We start from the raw sequence: 19,566 nt of genomic DNA on the forward strand, positions 1-19,566 counted from the left end.
TTGATTAAATGGCTATTCCGACTCCTCTTGACATGCCGGCGGATCAGGTCACGAAACGGAATGATTTTCCGTTAGTGAACCGGCGACTGCCTTTCGTTCATCTCTATTTACTTTGAAATTGCTTATGGCTACATTACGCAATCACCAGACAACCGGCGATTTACATGTACCGATATCTAGCACTCTGGCTCGTTTTTGTAGTTTTTCCTTTTGCTGTCAGCGCACAGTTCGTCTTTCAGAATCTGAGGCAGGATGATGGTCTCAGTGCCAAAGATGTCCGATGCCTGTACAAGGACAGCGATGGCTTCCTGTGGATCGGAACTGCCAACGGGCTTAACAGATACGACGGGAACAGCATTAAGTCTTACACGGACCTCCAAACATCCGGTAATGTTGAGGTAAACAGCATTCATCCGATTGACCGGTCGGCAAATCTTTTGGTCGCGACTTCCAGGGGACTACGGCTCTTCAACAGGCAAAGCGGCCGATATCACAAAGACGCCCGCTTTCAGTCCCTGGCCGGCAAACCGATTCTGGCTATCAAAAAGGACGGGAACAATTGGCTGTGGCTTATCTCTCGTTCCGAAATCTTCATTTACGATGGAAAAAAGCTTGGAACGCTAACGGATGTATTTCCCTGGGCGGCGCGGATAGCACAACGAGACCTTTCATTTGCCGCGAAAAACGCGTTTTGCTGGGACGATAAAAGAAAAGGTTTTTGGGTCGGTGGTTACGACAGTTTTTTTATCGATTGCCGCAACAAAGCCATTTACGATCATACCCACAACCCGTTCCAATGGCCGATTCTTGATAAAAGACAACTCACGGCCATCACATTGGATAATTCGCATCATTTATGGTATGCTTCAACGGTCGACTTTTCGCTTCATTTTTCCGATCCGGATGCTGCCACTGATACGGCGTATGTCCACCTCGATAAAGTCCGATGCACAGATGGCATCAATTACCTGTTTGTCGACAGCCAGAACCGGCTTTGGATTTCGACATGGATGTACGCGGCATATTACAAACCCCCCGATGGCCCGATCAGGCAAATCGCGTATAGCCAGGATGCACCCTACTCTATCGCATATGGCTTCATTCAGGATCTGATTGAGGATCAGGAGAAAGACTTATGGATAGCGACCATCAACGGCATCAGTAAACTGACATTCAATAACCCGTTCGAAGACGTTTATAAGCTGCCAAGTAGCTCTTTTTTCCTTCAAACAAACTTTGCCGCTACCAACGCGCTCGCTTTTGCCGATGATACCATTCTCGCCATGAAAGAGGATGGGATTATTCGCTTCCATATCAATAATAAATCATTTACGCATTACACAGCATCAGCGCGGACTCTGGTCAATAATCGGTTTTTTAGCGGGGCCCATGCGGATGGTATCTGGTGGTTTGGCGGGCACGACGGGCTGTATTTGCTCAAACGAGGGATGACGAAACTTACCAAGTTTCAACACCCTATTCTCGGCAGGCTGCCGGCGCCGGTCAACTTTGTACTGGCCGACAATACCGGAAAAATCTGGTTTCATGTACTCCGGGACGCGTTATACAGGTTTGATCCCAGCACAAACCAATGTGAACGCTTCGATGGGAAAGATTCGCGATGGGGGCTATTCGACTACAAATCCTGTCAAAGCGGCATCAAATTACGGAATGGTGACCTGCTGTTTACCATGAAAGGCGAAGGGATATTGCGCTTTTCGAACCAGACAGGGCGCTTTTCACTGGCAGCAGTCCGTAATAAGGAACACTTCTACGTCACCCAAATGGCCGAAGATAAGTCGGGAAATCTTTGGGTATCGGTCTGGGGACGCGGCCTTTTTAAGATTAATGTACAAGGGGAATCTCTGGATAGCCTGGCAACCATTGATGGCTTTTTAACCTCGCAGATTAACAGCCTTGCCGTAGACCCGCGCGGGGCTATTTGGGCGGCAGGAGCCAGCGGACTCCTCTTCTTTTTCCCTGACAGCAAGCACATTACCCGTGTCAAAATCAATTTGGGCAAAACGTTGCAGGACTACTGGAACTTCGTATTGGCCGCATCGGACAAGATTTACGCGGCAATGCTGGACCACGTGGTGGTTTTCGACCCGGCCAAGTTCGCGACTATCCCGGTAACGAGGCCGCCTCACATAACTTCTATCAGGGTTTTCGGCAAAGAAATCACCGATTTCCCGCCCCACTCGCTGGTTCTCGGCCCGGGTGAGGATTTTGTCACGTTTCAATATGCATCCATTAAACACCGCGACGTGCCTTCCCTGCAATACAGCTATCAGCTGGTAGGGATCGACAAGGTATGGGTGAATGCAGGCCGGGATATGACGGTCAGCTACAACAGCCTGCCACCGGGCGATTATGAGTTCAGGGTTCGAAGTACAGACGAACACGAACGGTGGATGAAAAACATTACCGTCGTCAAAATCAGGATTACGCCCTACTGGTGGCAAACCTGGTGGTTCTTCATGCTGGTAGGCTGCGTGTCCGGGGCATTCCTTTTCATCACTTACAATGGCTACCTGAGCAGAAAGCACAAGCGGGAGCTGGCGCAAACGATCGAGTATTTTGTCAACTCGGTATATGGCGAAAACTCTGTAAATGAGATATGCTGGGACATTGCCCGGAGCTGTACCCTTCAACTGCGCTTCGAAGACTGTACCGTATTTTTATGGGATGAGGATAAACAAAAATTGGTGCAGAAAGCTGTATACAGCTCCAAAAACCTGATCGAAAACGAAATCGCCGATCCCCTGGAACTCGACCTCGGGGAAGGGATCGTCGGATATGCGGCGAAGCTCAAAAAGACGCTAATCATCCCCGATAGCTCGCGTGATCAACGGTATATTTCGCAGGATCCCGGGAAGTTCTCGGAAATAGCGGTGCCGGTTTTGCACGAAGGAAAGCTGATCGGGGTGCTGGATTCGGAGCATAGTCAAAAGAACTTCTTCACGGAGGAGCACGCGCGGACACTGGTCACCATCGCCTCCATCAATGCCAACAAAATTGCCGAAGCGCAGGCGGAGGAAGAGGCGGCAAAAAAGGAGATTATGCTGCTCGAAATCAATAAAATGCTGGCCGAAAGCCAGCTGATGGCACTGCGGGCTCAGATGAACCCGCATTTTGTTTTTAACTGCCTCAACAGCATTCAGGAATGCATCGTCACGGAGAAATACAGCGAGGCAAGCAAATATCTGAACAAGTTTTCCAAGCTGTTCCGCATGGTGCTTAATAACTCCGACAAGAATCTGGTATCGGTGGAGGAAGAGAAAAACGTGCTGGAATTGTACCTCGAACTCGAACAAATGCGGTTTGAACAGAGCTTTGCCTACACCATCGATATTGATGAGGATATGGAAGCCGACGATATCCTGCTGCCCTCCATGCTTTTACAGCCGTATGTAGAGAATGCGATCTGGCATGGGCTAATGCACAAGAAGGGATACCGGGAGCTCAAAATCATATTCACACGGATCAGCGAAGACATTTTTCAATGCATTATCGAAGACAATGGGATCGGTCGGCGAAAATCATGCGATATAAAAGCAAAGAATGCACATACAAAAAAGCACCAATCCAAAGGGTTGCAGATCGCCCAGGACCGCCTGAACCTGATCGACCGGCAGGGCCAGCATGCTTCGGTCGAGATTATAGACAAGTATGACGAGGCCGAAAACGCTACCGGGACCCTCGTCGTCATTGAGCTGTCCACGGCATTGGAGAACACCTGATTTTCAGTCAAAACAAATATTTCAACATACACAGCACCTATTTTACACCATAATACCCTGAACGTTATGCTTAAAACACTAATCATCGATGACGAACAGAAAGCACGCAATGTTCTGAATCACTACCTCAAAAATGCGGTCAGGCAGGAAATCGAGGCCCGCCATGCCGAATCGGTCGAAGAGGCACTTAAAGTGCTGGAAGACTATCAGCCCGACATTGTCTTTCTGGACGTGGAAATGCCGCACCAAAACGGTTTCGAATTTTTACTGGCCCGCAAAAATCCGCCTTACGACATTGTTTTTACCACCGCATTCAACCAGTATGCCATCCAGGCGATCCGGTTCAGCGCGTTGGATTACCTGCTGAAACCGGTAGACCCCGAGGAACTGCAAGCGGCCGTGGACAGGCACCTCGAAAAGGTGAATGGGGCCAAACAGGAAACCCAGCAACTCTACGAAAACCTTGTCCACAACATTGAGAAAAAAAATGTACGCGATTTCAGGCTGGCCGTGCCCACCAGCGAAGGCGTCTTCTTTTTTACGCTGGACGAAATTCTGAGGCTGGAAGCCGACAAAAATTACACCTCCATTCACCTGGTAGGGAAGCGGCCCTTCCTGGCCAGCAAAACACTCAAACATTTCGACGAAATGCTCGGCGAGTTCAACTTCATCCGTACGCATAAGTCGCATTTAGTGAATCCCAAATACATCAAGCAGGTGACGCATAACAACCAGTTCCTGCTCCTGTCCGATGGCTCACGGATCGAGATTTCCAGACGCAAGAAGGAACTCGTCCAGCAATACCTGAAATTGAAATAAGCCCTATTTTACCTGTTGCTCGAAAAGTCTCTTCAAAGTCTCTTCCGGGTCTGTACAAAAGCCGGGGTGGACTTTGGAGGCTTGCAACACAGTACTGCGCGTTGCCGTAAGCCACCGGAAACGCGATGCGGCCGGCAATGTGGCAATAGGCCCCCCAATTTGACGGTTACCTTCGCAAATGAGCTTGAATGCCCGCAGATAAGCCTCAATTTCGGACAGGTCGCTCTCGCGCGTGAATGCCTGCAGGCGCGCGGCGTCGATTTCCGAAAGGCACCCAAGAAACCCGCGCGACGGGCAATACAATACCACCCCTACATTCATGAATTCCTCACGCTCCACACGGGGTACGACGCGCAGGATCGCATATTCGTATAAAACGCTATCTGGCATCCTGAGCTCCTTTCACAAAAATGTCCGACACTGCCAGGCGGGCTTGCAAATAGTCAACGTAAGCCTGCCTGTGCTCTTCAACCGTTTCAAATGGCGCGTCGCGCAGCAGCCAGTCGTCCGGGATAAGCGATACTACCTGTGCGATAATGCCGCCGGCCAGCCGTTCGCGGAATTCTGCATCGACCTCACCGAGCATGGATGCCTGGCGCAGGAGCACATGGTCTTTCACCTGCGCGAAAGGCCGCCTCGCCTGCTCTTCCCAATTCTGCCAGGAATGGTGGAAATACAGCGCCGCACCATGGTCGATCAGCCAGAGTTCCTTATGCCACATGAGCATATTGGTGTTGCGGGCCGTGCGGTCTACATTGGTTAGAAAGCTGTCGAACCATACAATTTCGGACGCCAGCCGGGGTGCGATCTGCGTCACCACGGGGTCGAATGTAATGGCGCCCGACAGGTAATGCATGGCCAGGTTAATGCCCGTGCTCGCTTTCAGCAGGTCCTGGATTTCTTCATCCGGTTCCGTGCGACCGAACGCTTCGTCCAGGTCGGCAAACACGATTTCGGGCACTTTCAAGCCCAGAAAGCGTGCCAGTTCACCGCCGATCAGCTCGGAGATGAGCGCTTTGGTACCTTGCCCGGCGCCCCGGAATTTTAATACATATAAAAAATCATCGTCTGCTTCCGCAATAGCCGGCAGCGATCCGCCCTCCCGCAGCGGGGTCAGGTAACGGAGCACACGAACGGTTCGCAGGCTGAGAGAATCGTTTCCCATCGAAAAACCTTAGTCTGTTGAACGCCCAAGTTAAGCATTAAAAAAAAAATTTTGAGCTGGTTAATCGTCAAGCATTATCGTTTTGGCCGTTGCCCCTGATTGTCACGCACATAGTTTGTAGAAATAATTTGCAGGTAACAATTATGATCCTATATTTGTAGAAATAATTGTATAACAAGAAACGTCTCCATCAATTTGAGAAGACTTTACCAGAAACTGCTGCTGGTCATGGCCTGCTGCGGGGGAGGTATGCATATGGCCTGTGCGCAACCTTCCAATGCAGTGTTCGCCGACAAGCAAACGAACGGAGGTAGTGCAGCGGGAGGAGGCACTACCGGAAGCTACTCGGTGGCGAACCCCGACAATGCCCGCAATACCGCATCGAATATCAAACCTAACAATAGCTATGCACTGCTCACGGCCTCGAGTACGCTGGGAACTTCCAACGCATGGATTCAGCTTGAATTCCCGGCGGATATTACCAGCAGTACCGGGGCGCCGGTTACCGTGTATGTCCGGACGGACTACAACACAAATGCATTGCTGGGCGGAGGTGTGGATTTAACTGCCTACGACAAAAATGGCTCGCTGGTGACTTTACAGTCTTCGGGGTACAAAACCTATTTCACGCCCGATGGTGCTGTGTTTCTGGCCATTACTCCAACGGCAACGTTCAACAGGGTACGAGCCAGAGTGACTTCACCGGTGGCGCTCGGTACCAATACATTGCAGGTGTACTATGCATTTTACGGCCCCGGCGCGTCCAATACCTCGAATCCCTACCCTTTCAATGTGGCGGATTGCGGTAGCCCGAATGTTACGACAAAAGACTATTCAGGTATTACGCTGGGTAGTTTCGATGTACAGAATGCAGGCAATGCGATCGATAATGACATCAACTCAAAATCATCGTTTGTATCGACCGGTGCTGCGCTCCTGAACGGCCATATCAAACAGACATTCTTTTTCAATGGTGTTTCTAACAATGCGGATGCCGTGCGGGTGACATTGTCGCAAAGCGGGTCGTTCCTGGCCGTCAATCTGGCTGCGGGCATTACCTTGCAGGCTTACAATGGCAGCACTTCCGTGGGTACCGCGGTACTGGCCAACGCCCTGCTCGACGCCGACCTGCTGGGTCTTTTGGGAGGGAATAATAACCGCGTCGCATTCCATTTCGCGCCTAAGGACGGCTCGGGCAATTCGGTAGTTTTTGACCGTGTCGAAGTGGACCTCAACATCGGCGCGCTCGGCGCAGGGTTGGGAAGCAACGGACTTAACATCCACGATGTGAGGCGGTCACCGGATGCACCTACGGCTACTGGTCCAAAAGCGTGCAGCAATATCGGCACCGCAGCGCTAGGCGCACTGGCTCCGCAGCTGGGGTTACCGGGGATCGGCAGTTTTTCCTACACCTGGTATTCCACCGCACACGGCACCAGCTCGGTATCGACCGCGCAAAACTGGACCGCCAGCGGCCTGACCACGCCGGGAACGGCCACCTATTACGTTGAAATTACCAAGTCGGGCTCGGGCTGCATCGCCTCGCCCCGCAAGAAAGTCGACATTACCGTGTCGAGCCCGCCGGTATCGCCGGGCGTCGCACTGAATCCCTGATTGTGCATTTAAACCATCCTTTATAATTATTCATTTTTTAACATTTCAATCATGAAAAAACTGTTTACAACTTTCTGTGCAGTAGTGTTCTTCTCGTGCCTGGCGCAAGTTTCCAAGGCTGGAACTTATTATGTAATCAGCGGGGAATCCTTCTCTCTTTCGCCTGCCGCGGGTTCCAATTTCTTCCAGTACATCTGGACGTTGGATCCCGGCGCCGGACAAACCATCCAGACGCTGACGCAGGCTTCCGGCGGTGTGCTGACCCACACTTTTTCGGACGCAACCAGCTCACCTACCCTGCATAAAATCTCTTTCGGAGTCATTGAAGTGCTCGACGGCTGTTTGTCAAACGTAGTGGAACACACGATTATCGTTCTTCCAAAACTGACCGTAAGCATCACCGCCGATAAAGAGAACTTCTGTACAGATAAGCCGGTAGCCTCAACGCTAACCGCCTCCGTGTCAGCCACAACAGGTCTTGGAACTTACGGAGTTACCGTTTCTCCATTCGCTTGGAGCAAAGGCGGAACTTTGATCAGCGGCCAAACCGGCTCCACATTGAGCGTGACCGAAGCCGCAACCTACACCGCATTGGTAAGCTATGTATTGCCGACTGCCGGCGACTACATTCCAACGGCTTCCAAATTGCTCAACGCGGTGACCGGCGGTACGAAACAAATCCTGCATAACCTGCCAATTCCAACCGTCCCTTCAATCTCACTTAACTAATTGAGTAACGGGCAAGAGCAAAATCCGGCTGTCATGCGCTACTACTTTTTGATATGGATGCTTCTCGTGTCTGGCTGGGCCTCCGCGCAAAGCCAGACCAGGGAAGTGTTCATGTGTAAAGATGCCACTTTACGGATCCGTGCGGAATCCACCGGCGCGGTGCGCTACGAGTGGTTTCTGAACAACCAGGTCATTTCCGGCTCCTCGTCATCGGAATTGCTCGTGAATGAGGAAGGCACCTATAAAGCAGTGGGCGTGAATGCCGACAGTTGTGAATCCGGGGAGTCGGTTTACATTGTCGTGAAGCATCACAAGCCATCTGCGGTGAACGATCTGGCCAGTACGAAGTCGAGCGCGGTCGTGATTGTGGATGTGCTGAACAACGACGTTTCGGAATGCGCCAGCCTCGACCCTGCATCGCTAACCGTGGTGCAAACGCCCGTGTCGGGATCGGTCGTAAGTGTGAACGGGAAGCTGACGTATACACCAGTACGTAGTTTCGAAGGCGCGGTGACGATCACGTACACCGTCAAAGACCAAACCGGCCAGCTTTCCAACACGGCACAGCTCCGGATCGACGTCGTGGCGGACCCGCTACCCGTGAAGCTCGCGTATTTCGAAGTACAAAAGACGGAGGACGCCGCATTGCTGGAATGGGGCACCACAGAGGAGGTGAACAGCGATTATTTCGATATTGAAAGAAGCGCCGATATGCGCGACTGGCATGCGCAGGGGCGTGTGGAAGCGGCCGGGCAAAGCAACTCGGCGCGGAATTACCATTTCAACGACAGCCTTCCCGAACCGGGTCTGAATTACTATCGGCTGAAAATGGTAGACGCCGACGATACGTTTACATATAGCCGTGTCCGTTCGGCGAATTTCCCTGAATTTTCATGGGCAGAAGTATACCCGAACCCCGTGGACGATCAGCTGCATATCGTGATACGAAACCGGAAAGTGAATAAAGTCCGGCTCATCAGCCACACGGGCATTGTACGGCTGTCGAAACCGATCACAGCCCAATCGTTTACCATTAGTATGAAACAGTTTCCGACCGGCATGTATTACATCCATTTCGAGCAGGCCGACGGAGCTGTCAAGATTTTCAAGTTGATGCATAATTAAAAATCAAACCCCGGTGCTTGGCCGGGGTTATGATTGCTATAATGCTTCCAAAACCGGCTTCCCACCCGATTGCAGGCTGACATTTCAAACCGCGCCAGTGCCCTTAAAACCGAATGCAACGGGCATCGACCTAACCGGCTGGGCGCTCATTGCGAGGCAGGAAGATATGGATGGCGTTAACTAAGGATAATGCCGAATGGCCGCCGGATAGACGACCATTCTGAAACTTCCTATTGATTGGTCAGCACGATTTTACCGAACTGCTTGCCTTCGTGCATGTAGTCGAAGGCATGCTGCGCGTCGGCGAGTGACGGGTATACCTTGTCGATAATGGGCCTGATGCCGTGTTTCGCCGTAAATGCGAGCATATCCCGGAACTCCTGCGGCGTGCCCATGGTAGTGCCAAGAATGGAGAGGTTTCTCCAATACACCTTGTTCGGAATGATATTGCCGATGGGGCCGTCGGTACCGCCGAAGAATACAACGCGTCCGCCCGGTTTGGCCACTTCAAGCAGGTTGCCGAAGCCTTTGCCGGAAGCACTGTCGAGCACCACGTCGAAGCCGCCGGTCGCTTCTTTCGCCTTCACAAACCAGTTTTCATCCTTATAATTGAACCCTTCCGTTGCACCGAGCGCCTTCGCTTTATCGATCTTGTCCTGCGAACCGGAGGTCACGTACACCTTCGCGCCCGCCGCGATCGCATATTGCAATGCCAGCAATGCGGTACCCGCCCCGACGCCGGTGATCAGGATTTGTTCGCCTGCTTGGAGCGCCGCTCTCGTGAACAATGCGCGATAGGTGGTAATGCCCGCCAATGGTAATGCTGCGGCCTCGATGTCGGTCAGGTGGGCCGGTTTTTCGCACACATATTGGACGTCCATGGCAATGTATTCCGCAAAAGTACCGGGCTCGGGATTGCCGAGGATCTTGAACTGATCGCCGAATGCGGCAGGATTATCGCCCCAATCGTGGCTGGGATTGATCACCACCGCCTTACCGACCCATGACGCATCCACGCCGCTTCCCGCTTCTACAACCGTCCCAAACCCGTCCGAGCCGAGGATCAATCCGGCTTTCGGGCCCGCATATTGTCCTTTTTGAATCCACACATCGCGGTGGTTCAGTGACGAATAAGCCAGGCGGATCAGCACCTGGTTCGCTGCCGGAGAGGGAGTTTCTACTTCCTTGATAATCAGCGGCAAATTGGTATCGGTCAAAAATGTTGCTTTCATGATATAAATGAATTAGTGTTTTGATGATGCAAATTTGTACCGGCTTTTCAGTATTTTTGCAGTACATATTTTCCATAATCCGGTACACTTCCATCAAACATGAAAGAAAACCTGCACGAACCCTTCGAAATTATTTACAAGGAACTCGACGAATGTCCTAAACCGACGCATCAGCACAACTTTTTCGAGCTGATCTACATTCTTTCAGGCACGGGTATCCAGGTGATCAATCAGCATACTTTCCGGTACAATGCCGGCCATATGTTCCTGCTCACGCCGGAGGACATGCATTCATTCGATATCCATACCACTACCCGGTTTGTTTTTATCCGATTTAATGATGTGTATCTCAAACGGAACTCTTCGCTGGAATCGCAGCGGGAGGATTTGCTGCAAAGGCTCGAATTCATATTGCAGAATGCCAGCCACCAGCCGGGCTGCATTCTCAAAAACCAGACTGACAAAAGCATTGTGAAGCCGCTGGTGGAAGCGATTATCAGGGAATATGTGAACCGCGACATTTACAACCAGGAGCTGATCCGGCAGTATGTGAATACGATGATCATCCTGGTGGCGCGCAACATCGCGATGTTCCTGCCCGAAAAAATTACGGAATGCAGCGAGCAGAAGGCCGTCGACATTCTGCAATACATCCAGGAAAACATTTACCATCCCGAAAAGATCAAAGCAGCCTACATCAGCAGCCATTTCGGCATTTCGGAGTCGTACCTGGGGCGTTATTTCAAAAAGCACACAAACGAGACGATGCAGCAATACATCGTCAATTCCCGCCTGAAACTGGTAGAAACAAGGCTTTTGCACAGCAATATGCGCATGAACGAGATTGCCGAAGAGCTCTCATTCACCGACGAAAGCCATCTGAACCGGTTTTTCAAGAAAGGCAAGGGCATGAGCCTGGGCGAATACCGCCGCAAACACCGGGTCTTACCAGACCGGGTCGCGCCAGACCGGGTCTTACCAGAGCGGGTCTTACCAGACCGGGCCGCACTCGCGTGAGCCTACTGGAATGGTATTTGAAGAGACGGTAAAGACATCCAACTAAAAACCAGATACCATGAAGACGGTCATCACATTCATTATCGCTTTCGCGCTCGGCGTTCCCGCGTATGTGCAGGCACAATCGCGCAGCACGCGCAGCGAATCTACAAGGCAGGAACGCGTGTATCAGCGGAAAACGCAAAAACACCAGGTCAAAACCGCCGATTCCTCGGACCTCAACGCGATACTGAAAGACTCTGCCAATGCCGAAACCGGCCCGATCCTGAACGATAACGGCAACGTCAATTCCAGCGGCACCATCGACGGCAGCCGCAGCAGTACCGGCCGCCCCGACGCCGACACGACCACCTACACCGTCCGGAGAAAAAAGACCGTTATCCGCAGCGGCTACACAACCCCGCGCGACACGACGAAGCGCAAACGGCCGTAGGGGCTCACGACCGGTTATTTTGATGAGGGCAGAATCATGGTCCTCTTCATGCGAATTCCGTCGCCTTCGCCAGCCGCGTTGACACCCTTCTCTGCCTATTGCAAAAACGGTATTGAAAACCATTTTCACAGCGGGAATACGATAGCTACCACCGCTTCCGCTCAGGATATTGCCCGTCGATCAGCGTGATGGCCTCTTCCTGCGACATGGCTGCAAAGTTCCGGTAGCGATCATGTACATCGATAATTTCCAAAAGGGCCGCGTCCACGAGCGAACGGTTTTCCCACTGCTTTAAATGGGCGAGCACTTTAAGCAGGCAGCCTTTTTTGTAGGCGATCTGGCCGATCACGTGCACGAGCGTCTTGCGCACACGGGCCGTACGATCGTGTTGAAGCTCTTGCAGCAGCGGCAGAATGTCCTCCGGATGCTTCCGTCCGCGTAGTTCGATGCCGTGACAGATTTCCCGACGGATTTCCTTGTCTTCGTCGTGCAGATACCCCCGCGCCCAGGCGAGTACCGGGAGCGGGTTTACCTCCCCCATTTTCTTCACCGAACCGATCACTGCATTGCGCGGCGAATGGTGCCTGTCTTTCAAGCCTTTGTCGAAGTATTCTCGAACTTCTTCGAAATGTTTTTTACCGATCTCACCGGCCGCGTTGATCACCGTTTGCCTCACTTTGAAGTCTTCGTCGGTGAAAAAGTCGGAGAGCATGGCGATGATCGCCGGACGCAGCTTTTCATCTTCTTCGTACAACCGACCCGTCACCAGATAAGCCGACTTACGTATATAAGTATCGGTATCCGCGTAATACAAATGTGCCCTGGCGTGCTCTCCGGCCACTAGGGCGGCACGAATGTCGTCGTGGATCGTCTGAACGCGATTGGCCCTTTCGGATTTCGGCAAGTCGTAAAAAGCCATGGGATTGCGGGTTAAATCAGGTTCCAAAGATTGGAAGATGTTCCCATAGAAAAAAAATCCCCGGCGGAAATTCGTTGGCCGGGGGATGCTGTATAAATAAACGTTGAGTAATAGACGATGGGTGCAGGAGATATATTTAACTCAACAAATTCAAACTACTTCTAATCGGCTACTAATTTAATGCATATTTTGTAGATCAGGCAAAAAAACGCACATAATCACTTAAAAAATCGTCAAAAATTGAATTTTTGATACTTTATGGTGCCGAAACCGGCCAATTTGGCCTCCAAAATTGCAAAAAAGCCGGTTCGAAGGTTCCGAACCGGCTCAATATCAAGTATATTCAAGGTTACTTTTTCTGCTGCGAGAGGAAGGTGATCAGTGATGCAAACTCCTCATAAGACAGCTCGTTCGCCAGTCCCGAAGGCATCATGGAAGTTTCCATTTCCTTACGAGAAGTAATGTCCGCAACCTTGATCGTATTCACCTGTCCGGTGATGTCGCGGATCACCAGCTTTTCGGCCGACTCCTCCGACACGAATCCCATGTAGCTCTTGTCGCCTTTCGTCGTAATGAGCACTGAAGCGAAGCCCTGCGAAATGGATGCATTCGGTTTCAGGATCGACTCGGCGATCTGCTCGCGGTTCATGATCGAACCGATCTGGCCCATAAACGGCCCTTTCATCACCTCGCTGCGGCTCAGGCTGTGGCAGGCCACGCAACCCTGCTTGGTAAACAGCTTCCTTCCCGTAGCCGGGTCGCCCTGGATCTTTGCCATTGCCAGCATCACATCCTCGATCGATGCCTCTCCTACCTGGCCCTTCTTATTGCGGATCTTTTCCAGGTCAACCTTTACCTCTTCTTTTGCCGCTACCACTTCTTCCCCTCCGAATTCACTGATCCCCATCCGGTTACGCGCATTCAGGTCAGCATAGAATTGCTTATCGGAAGCATTGTTGAATTCGTTCATCAAAAAACCCTTCACTTTCGCCGACGACTCCCATTCCACCGCCTTATAGTATGGGCCGTGGGTATCCGGGCGGGTGCTCCACCACCACGAACCGTCGTATTCGGCTTCCTTTTTGTAGATCCTTCCCAATGTGGTCAGAATCTGATCTTTCAATGCTTTGTCACTGGTTTTACCATAGGCGGCGATCAGGCCGTCTGCTGCCTTCGGATCGTGCATATAGCGCAGCGCCCACAATGCGATGGTGGAATTTTCGGTGCCGATGGCTTGTACGCAGGCATCCACGGCGTTCAATGCTACCAATGCGCGTACGGCAATATGCGGGGTTACGATCGCCGAGTTTGGTGTGGCGTGCGGACCTTCCGTACCTTTGGCAGGCGCCACAAACGACGCAGGCACCTTCACTTTCAGCAATGCCTGTGCACCCTCCGGCCGACCCAAACGGCCCAAACCAATCGCTGCGGCAACTTTTTCACGTGCATTACCGCCTTCAAGCGCTTTCAGGAACGGCTCCGCCGGTACTTTCGAGACAAATGCCTTACGATCGGCCAATGCACGCAGGGCATATTCGCGCATGTCGTTTTCCGAGGCAAGTTTCACCAGATTATCAATGCCTTCCGCACCAGCGGCCTGTGCGTAGGTGTACATACCGGCCACACGCACGTACGAAGGGGCTTTCTGATCGGCCGCCACAGCCCATGCCGCTTTGGTCACATCTTTGGCAGGGCGTTTGAGCAATTCCTGCTGCGCAGCAAGCCGCTGCACCGCACTTTCCGACCGCAGTAATGCCGCCAGCTGCTTCACCGACGATTTGCTGATATCCTTAAATGCCTTGTATTGCCAACCTTTCGGCACTGTGCGTACCACGAAGCCCTTGCCGGGGTTACCGGAATATCCGGCACCGTCCCAGGCCGCCATGTATACACGTCCCGAGGCATCGATATCCAGGTCCGTTACCTGCGAAAGTTTGATGAATTCCTCTTCCTTTTGCTGGAATGTAGGCCCGTCGGGCGTAATGCGGTGCACATAAACCTGGCTGCGGCCCCAGTCGGCCATCATCGGTACGCGGTTATATTTCGCGGGCCAGGTAGGGTCGTCCATAAACAGCGAACCGGTTCCCGAGCCGCCGCCCAGGTCGACCAATGCGGGTATAATTTCTTCCGTAAAATGCTTGAAAAGAACAGGATAACCATATTCACCTGTTTGGATCTGGTTACTGAAACGGATGTTCCAGCCGCCGCCGTCGTTGGTATTGTCGCGGGTAAAAATGTTCATATACGGGTCAATCGCCACGTCGTAGATATTACGAAGGCCGTGGGTATACACTTCCATTTCGGTACCGTCAGGCCGTACGCGCACGATCCCACCGCCGAGCTGGGTCATTTTTTTACCCGAAGCATCCACCGCATCGTGGAAACCGAAGTCGCCCACGGCGATGTAAATCCAGCCGTCGATACCCATACGGATGCCATTGGTAGCGTGGTCGGTGCCGCGGCTTTGGAGGAATTTCGGCGAGCACACATTCTTCACCAGCGGCTTCGCAGGCCCGTCGGCCACGCCGTCGTGGTTTTTATCTTCCAGCACCACCAGGTCCATCCCCGAAGCCTTGCCGGTTTCTGCTGAAAATGTAGTATGTAAAACGAAAACCTGGTCGCCCTGCGCAATGATGCCGCGGGGATTGTCCAGCATCGCGAACGATGTGTGCTGGTCTACTTTGCCGTCATTATTGGTATCCACCAGGCGCACAATGCTGCCCTTTCCGGGCGTTTTGCCCAGCGAGCCGATCATATCCACGCCTACAAAAACCTCACCGGTAGGCGCCACCGCCAGACAGGCCGGGCTGGGCGTGAGATCGTGTCCGGCAAAATGCGTTACGTCGAGTTCCGCCGGCCATGCGGCAGCATTAGGGAGAGAGTCGATTCGGGTCAGGGTGCGGGGCTCGGCCCTTTTTTCTGTTTCGAGGATACCGGACGAGCTCCATAGCAGCAGCAGGAACGCCGATACGCTTAATGTGATTTTTAACATAAATAGTTTAACAAAAATAATTCAACCCCTTCAAGCAGAGTTGATTGATACAGTACTCGGTTTATTAAAATAGGAGAATGGTGAGAACTACTCGAAAAAAGCCGCTCATTTGCGCTGGAACAATGCAAATCGCATGAAGAGCTCAGGCAATGCCTCCTGCTGGCCATGCAGCGAAGCGAAGTGAAAATGGCGGTCGATCGACAGCCCGTCGACGTCCACAATGCGGCATTCCTTGCTTTGCAGCTCTTTCAGCACGGCATGCACCGAAATGAAAGCCATGCTATCGGAATGCAGCAGGTACAATTTCATGCTCTCGCTGCTGCTGAGCTGCATTTCCACTTGCAGATCGCCCAAACCCAGTCCCACCGATTTCAATGCATGTGCAATCACTTCGAGCGTTCCGGAGCCCGGTTCGCGGAGCAGTAGCGGGATGTCCCGCAGTTCGGCGGGGGTAATGGTACCGGTAGCCGCCAGCGGGTTCTTACTGTTCGCCACGAGCACGATCTCGTCGTTCAGGAATTCGGTGTACTTGATGGATGGATTTTTTGAAAAACCTTCAATCACACCCAAATCGATCTCTTTCTGCTGCAATGCATGCTCGATCTCCTCCGTATTCTTGGTCGTAAGCGTGACCTCTATATGGTGAAACTTCCGGTGGAATGCGGCCAGAATGGGCGGCAGGATGTATTGCGCCGCCGTGGTACTGGCCCCGAGCCGCAGCTTGCCGCTGTTACGCTGCGAAAGGCTGCTGATCTCGAACTCGATATTGCGGTAAATATCGAAGATCTGTTCGGCATGGTGCAGCAATATCGCCCCCGCCGGCGTGAGGCTGATCTTCGATCCGGCCCGATCGAACAGCTTGGTTTTCAACTGGTTTTCCAGCTCATGAATATGCTTCGTCACCGCAGGCTGGGTGATAAAGAGCTCGGCCGCGGCCTTCGTAAAGCTGAGCCGGCGGGCGACGGTCTGGAAAACTTGCAGGCGGAAGTCAAAAACCATGAAAGGACAGTTCGGTGATAGCGAAGGCAAATAAACGGGTTTCGCTACAAATGGCCGCAGGGATTGTCCGCCATTTGTTTCCAAGTGTCCGGTTTTGAACAAATGCGGCAGGCAAAATCCGCATTTAAAGGCCTGAATGGCCTGTTTCCAGATGGGGCACGCATTTGTTATACATTTAAAGAAATAATAAGGCCCTTATGAAAGGAATAAGGTACGCCCGTTTGCGTTCAGGAGACCAGTTTCAACTTATCGGCAACCATCCGTTTTTCAACAAGCCATGATCCGAAATTATTTCAAAATCGCGCTGCGCAACATGTGGAAGCACAAAGGCTTCTCCGCATTGAACATCACCGGCTTGGTGACTGGGGTAACAGCCTGCCTCATGATCCTTCAATATGTGAGTTTCGAGCTGAGCTTCGACCGCTTCCACAAAGATTTCGACCGCATTTACCGCATCACCAACGACCGTTTCCAGCAAGGCAAACTCATTCAGCACGGGACGATTACCTACCCAGCCGTGGCGGCCGCCATGGGAAAGGATTTTAATGAAATCGAAACCTACACGACGCTGGCCAACCCCGGCACATTCAGTTTGCAAAAAGACCGGAAGATTTTTGAAGAAAAAGGCGTCTACACCGATGAGCGCTTCTTGTCCGTTTTCACCTTCCCGCTCGTCGCCGGTGACCGTAAAAGCGCGTTAAAAGCGCCGCATTCCATTATCATTTCGGAAACCAATGCGCAGCGCATTTTTCACGCTACGCCGGAACAATATGCGGGCCTGATCGGACAGACTATCAAGGTCGATATCGATACCGAGCCCTACCAGATCACGGGCATTATGAAGGATTTCCCGGCCGCCTCGCATTTGCAGTATGGCGCGCTAATGTCCTTCGAAACGCTCACACATACCTGGGGCGACTGGATCAAAAACAGCTGGGAAAGCTCCGACGTGTGGCATTATGCCAAACTCCGGCCCGGCGTCGACGCCGCCGCATTGGAAAAGAAGCTCCCGGCATTCAGCGACCGGTATTTCCGCGGCGACAAGGTCTCGGGCAGCGTGGAGCAGTTTTTCTTGCAACCGCTCAGCAAGGCGCACCTGGTTCCGGATTATGAATATGAAATCGGCAAGGTGAATAACGGGAAGGCCGTGTGGACGATGCTGACCATCGCCGCATTCATTTTGCTCATCGCTTGGATCAATTATATCAATCTCGCGACCGCCCGCTCGCTCGAACGTGCCCGCGAGGTAGGCGTACGCAAGGTGGCAGGCGCCACGTCGGGCCAGCTGATCGGGCAATTCCTGTCCGAATCGGTACTCCTGAACATGCTTGCGTTGGGGCTCGGTATTGCGCTGGCTGTCGTGCTGCAACCGTTTCTGAACACAGTGATCGACAAACCGCTGTCATTTGCATTGCTAACGGGGGCAGGATACGGCGGAAAAAGCTTCGCATTGATGCTCGGCGGGGTATTTTTGCTGGGCATATTGCTTTCTGGCTGCTATCCGGCATTTGCGCTTTCGTCATTCAAGGCGGTGCAGGTGCTGAAAGGGTCGTTCAAACGGTCCGCCAAGGGGACGTGGGTGCGGCGGTCGCTCGTGGTATTCCAGTACACGGCATCGATGGTGCTCATTGTGGGCACATTCATTGTTTTTAAACAACTGAAATTCATGCGCGAGGGCAAGCTGGGCTTCGATATGGACCAGGTGCTGGTGATCCGCGGCCCGGAACTGACCCTTTGGGATTCGACCTCGATTGACCGCATTAATAGTTTCAAAACGGAGCTCGAACGCATTCCCTCCGTACAATCGGCCACGACATCGGGTAATGTGTTCGGTAACAAACTGAGCCGGAGTTTCAATATCAGGAGGCTGGGCGCCGGTGACGGGAAAGGCGTAACATTCAGCCGAATGCCCGTCGACGCCGACTTTTTCGATACTTACAAAATACCCTTGCTCGCTGGTCGCAACTTCCTGCCTACCGATTCGAACAACGACTCCCGCAAGGTTACGACGGCGATCCTGAACGAATCGGCCGTGAAGCTGTTGGGCTTCGCAAATGCCTCGGAAGGCGCCGGGCAGAAATTCGTGCTCAACGGCAAGGAATGGGAAATTATCGGCGTGGTGGCCGACTTCCACCAGCAATCCCTCAAACATAGCATCGAACCCATCGTATTTGCGCCGTTCTACTCGCTGGCCGGCTTCTTTTCCATGAAAATCAACGCTACCGACCCGGCAGGCAGCATTGCGGCAGTCCGCGAGCAATACAACGCCTTTTTCCCCGGAAACAATTTCGATTATTTCTTTATGGATCAGCGATTTAACGAACAATACAAGGACGATCAGGTGTTCGGCAAAGTGTCGAGTTTCTTCTCATTATTGGCGGTACTGATTGCTTCATTAGGCATTTTCGGACTGTCGTCGTACACCATAGCGCAGCGTACAAAGGAAATCGGCGTCCGCAAAGTACTCGGCGCCAGCACATCCGGCATTGTCACATTACTTTCGAAGGATTTTCTCAAACTCGTACTCTTCGCCATCGTCATCGGCGCGCCCATCGCGTGGTATGGCGTAAACCAATGGCTCAGCGACTTCGCCTACCGCATCAATATCGAATGGTGGATGTTCGGCATCGCCGCCGCCGCGTCGCTGCTGATCGCCTTCGCATCGGTGAGTTTCCAAAGCATGCGCGCCGCGCTGATGAACCCCGTAAAAAGCCTGCGGAGCGAATAAAAACAATGTAAATACGTATAATAAACCAGTAGGAGGCCGGGCAACCGGCCT

At 52.3% G+C, this 19,566-nt stretch carries 14 protein-coding genes; 8 read left to right on the forward strand and 6 right to left on the reverse strand.

Annotated elements, in window-relative coordinates; genetic code table 11:
• Positions 1-164: 164 nt before the first annotated feature.
• Both H144_RS0121335 and H144_RS0121340 read left to right on the forward strand, forming a co-directional pair.
• Positions 165-3,743 (forward strand): histidine kinase, encoded by a 3,579-nt coding sequence (locus H144_RS0121335; protein ID WP_019944144.1) that lies wholly within the window; start codon positions 165-167, stop codon positions 3,741-3,743.
• 66 nt (positions 3,744-3,809) lie between these two features.
• Positions 3,810-4,562 (forward strand): LytR/AlgR family response regulator transcription factor, encoded by a 753-nt coding sequence (locus H144_RS0121340; protein WP_019944145.1) that lies wholly within the window; start codon positions 3,810-3,812, stop codon positions 4,560-4,562.
• A gap of 3 nt (positions 4,563-4,565) precedes the next feature.
• On the opposite strand, the gene H144_RS0121345 is transcribed toward H144_RS0121340, so the two are convergent.
• Together H144_RS0121345 and H144_RS0121350 are read right to left on the reverse strand one after the other, a co-directional pair.
• Positions 4,566-4,952 carry a DUF3037 domain-containing protein gene (locus H144_RS0121345; protein WP_019944146.1) on the reverse strand — a complete coding sequence of 129 codons (387 nt, stop codon included), beginning with the start codon at positions 4,950-4,952 and terminating at the stop codon, positions 4,566-4,568.
• Positions 4,942-5,727 (reverse strand): HipA family kinase, encoded by a 786-nt coding sequence (locus tag H144_RS0121350; RefSeq protein ID WP_019944147.1) that lies wholly within the window; start codon positions 5,725-5,727, stop codon positions 4,942-4,944. The genes H144_RS0121345 and H144_RS0121350 overlap by 11 nt, the downstream gene beginning before the upstream one ends.
• Before the next feature lie 195 nt (positions 5,728-5,922).
• On the opposite strand from H144_RS0121350, the gene H144_RS0121355 reads away from it, so the two are divergent.
• The 3 genes from H144_RS0121355 to H144_RS33425 are packed head-to-tail and all read left to right on the forward strand — an operon-like array spanning position 5,923 to position 9,195.
• Positions 5,923-7,341 (forward strand): immunoglobulin domain-containing protein, encoded by a 1,419-nt coding sequence (locus H144_RS0121355; RefSeq protein ID WP_157505013.1) that lies wholly within the window; start codon positions 5,923-5,925, stop codon positions 7,339-7,341.
• A 51-nt stretch (positions 7,342-7,392) separates the two neighbouring features.
• Positions 7,393-8,070, forward strand: coding sequence for a hypothetical protein (locus H144_RS32320; RefSeq protein ID WP_019944149.1), 678 nt, complete (start codon positions 7,393-7,395; stop codon positions 8,068-8,070).
• Positions 8,071-8,103: 33 nt separating this feature from the next.
• Positions 8,104-9,195: an Ig-like domain-containing protein gene (locus H144_RS33425; protein WP_019944150.1), complete on the forward strand. Its 1,092-nt coding sequence runs from the start codon at positions 8,104-8,106 to the stop codon at positions 9,193-9,195.
• A gap of 230 nt (positions 9,196-9,425) precedes the next feature.
• Here H144_RS33425 and H144_RS0121370 read toward each other — a convergent pair whose 3' ends face one another.
• Positions 9,426-10,427 (reverse strand): quinone oxidoreductase family protein, encoded by a 1,002-nt coding sequence (locus H144_RS0121370; RefSeq protein ID WP_019944151.1) that lies wholly within the window; start codon positions 10,425-10,427, stop codon positions 9,426-9,428.
• 99 nt (positions 10,428-10,526) lie between these two features.
• Here H144_RS0121370 and H144_RS0121375 point away from each other — a divergent pair, with 99 nt between their 5' ends.
• Positions 10,527-11,444: an AraC family transcriptional regulator gene (locus H144_RS0121375; protein WP_019944152.1), complete on the forward strand. Its 918-nt coding sequence runs from the start codon at positions 10,527-10,529 to the stop codon at positions 11,442-11,444.
• A gap of 58 nt (positions 11,445-11,502) precedes the next feature.
• Positions 11,503-11,877 carry a hypothetical protein gene (locus H144_RS0121380; protein WP_019944153.1) on the forward strand — a complete coding sequence of 125 codons (375 nt, stop codon included), beginning with the start codon at positions 11,503-11,505 and terminating at the stop codon, positions 11,875-11,877.
• Between the two features lie 145 nt (positions 11,878-12,022).
• Here H144_RS0121380 and H144_RS0121385 read toward each other — a convergent pair whose 3' ends face one another.
• From H144_RS0121385 to H144_RS0121395, 3 genes are all read right to left on the reverse strand, one after another.
• On the reverse strand, positions 12,023-12,796 hold the full coding sequence (locus H144_RS0121385; protein ID WP_019944154.1) for a HEAT repeat domain-containing protein: 774 nt from the start codon (positions 12,794-12,796) through the stop codon (positions 12,023-12,025).
• 349 nt (positions 12,797-13,145) lie between these two features.
• Positions 13,146-15,788 (reverse strand): DUF7133 domain-containing protein, encoded by a 2,643-nt coding sequence (locus tag H144_RS0121390; RefSeq protein ID WP_019944155.1) that lies wholly within the window; start codon positions 15,786-15,788, stop codon positions 13,146-13,148.
• Between the two features lie 105 nt (positions 15,789-15,893).
• The gene (locus tag H144_RS0121395; protein WP_019944156.1) at positions 15,894-16,787 is read right to left on the reverse strand and encodes a LysR family transcriptional regulator; all 894 of its coding nucleotides are present in this window, start codon (positions 16,785-16,787) and stop codon (positions 15,894-15,896) included.
• A gap of 277 nt (positions 16,788-17,064) precedes the next feature.
• On the opposite strand from H144_RS0121395, the gene H144_RS0121400 reads away from it, so the two are divergent.
• Positions 17,065-19,515, forward strand: a complete 2,451-nt coding sequence (locus H144_RS0121400; RefSeq protein WP_019944157.1) for an ABC transporter permease — start codon at positions 17,065-17,067, stop codon at positions 19,513-19,515.
• The last annotated feature ends 51 nt before the right edge of the window (positions 19,516-19,566 follow it).

The sequence above is a fragment of the Dyadobacter beijingensis DSM 21582 genome, from assembly GCF_000382205.1.
GTDB lineage: Bacteria > Bacteroidota > Bacteroidia > Cytophagales > Spirosomataceae > Dyadobacter > Dyadobacter beijingensis.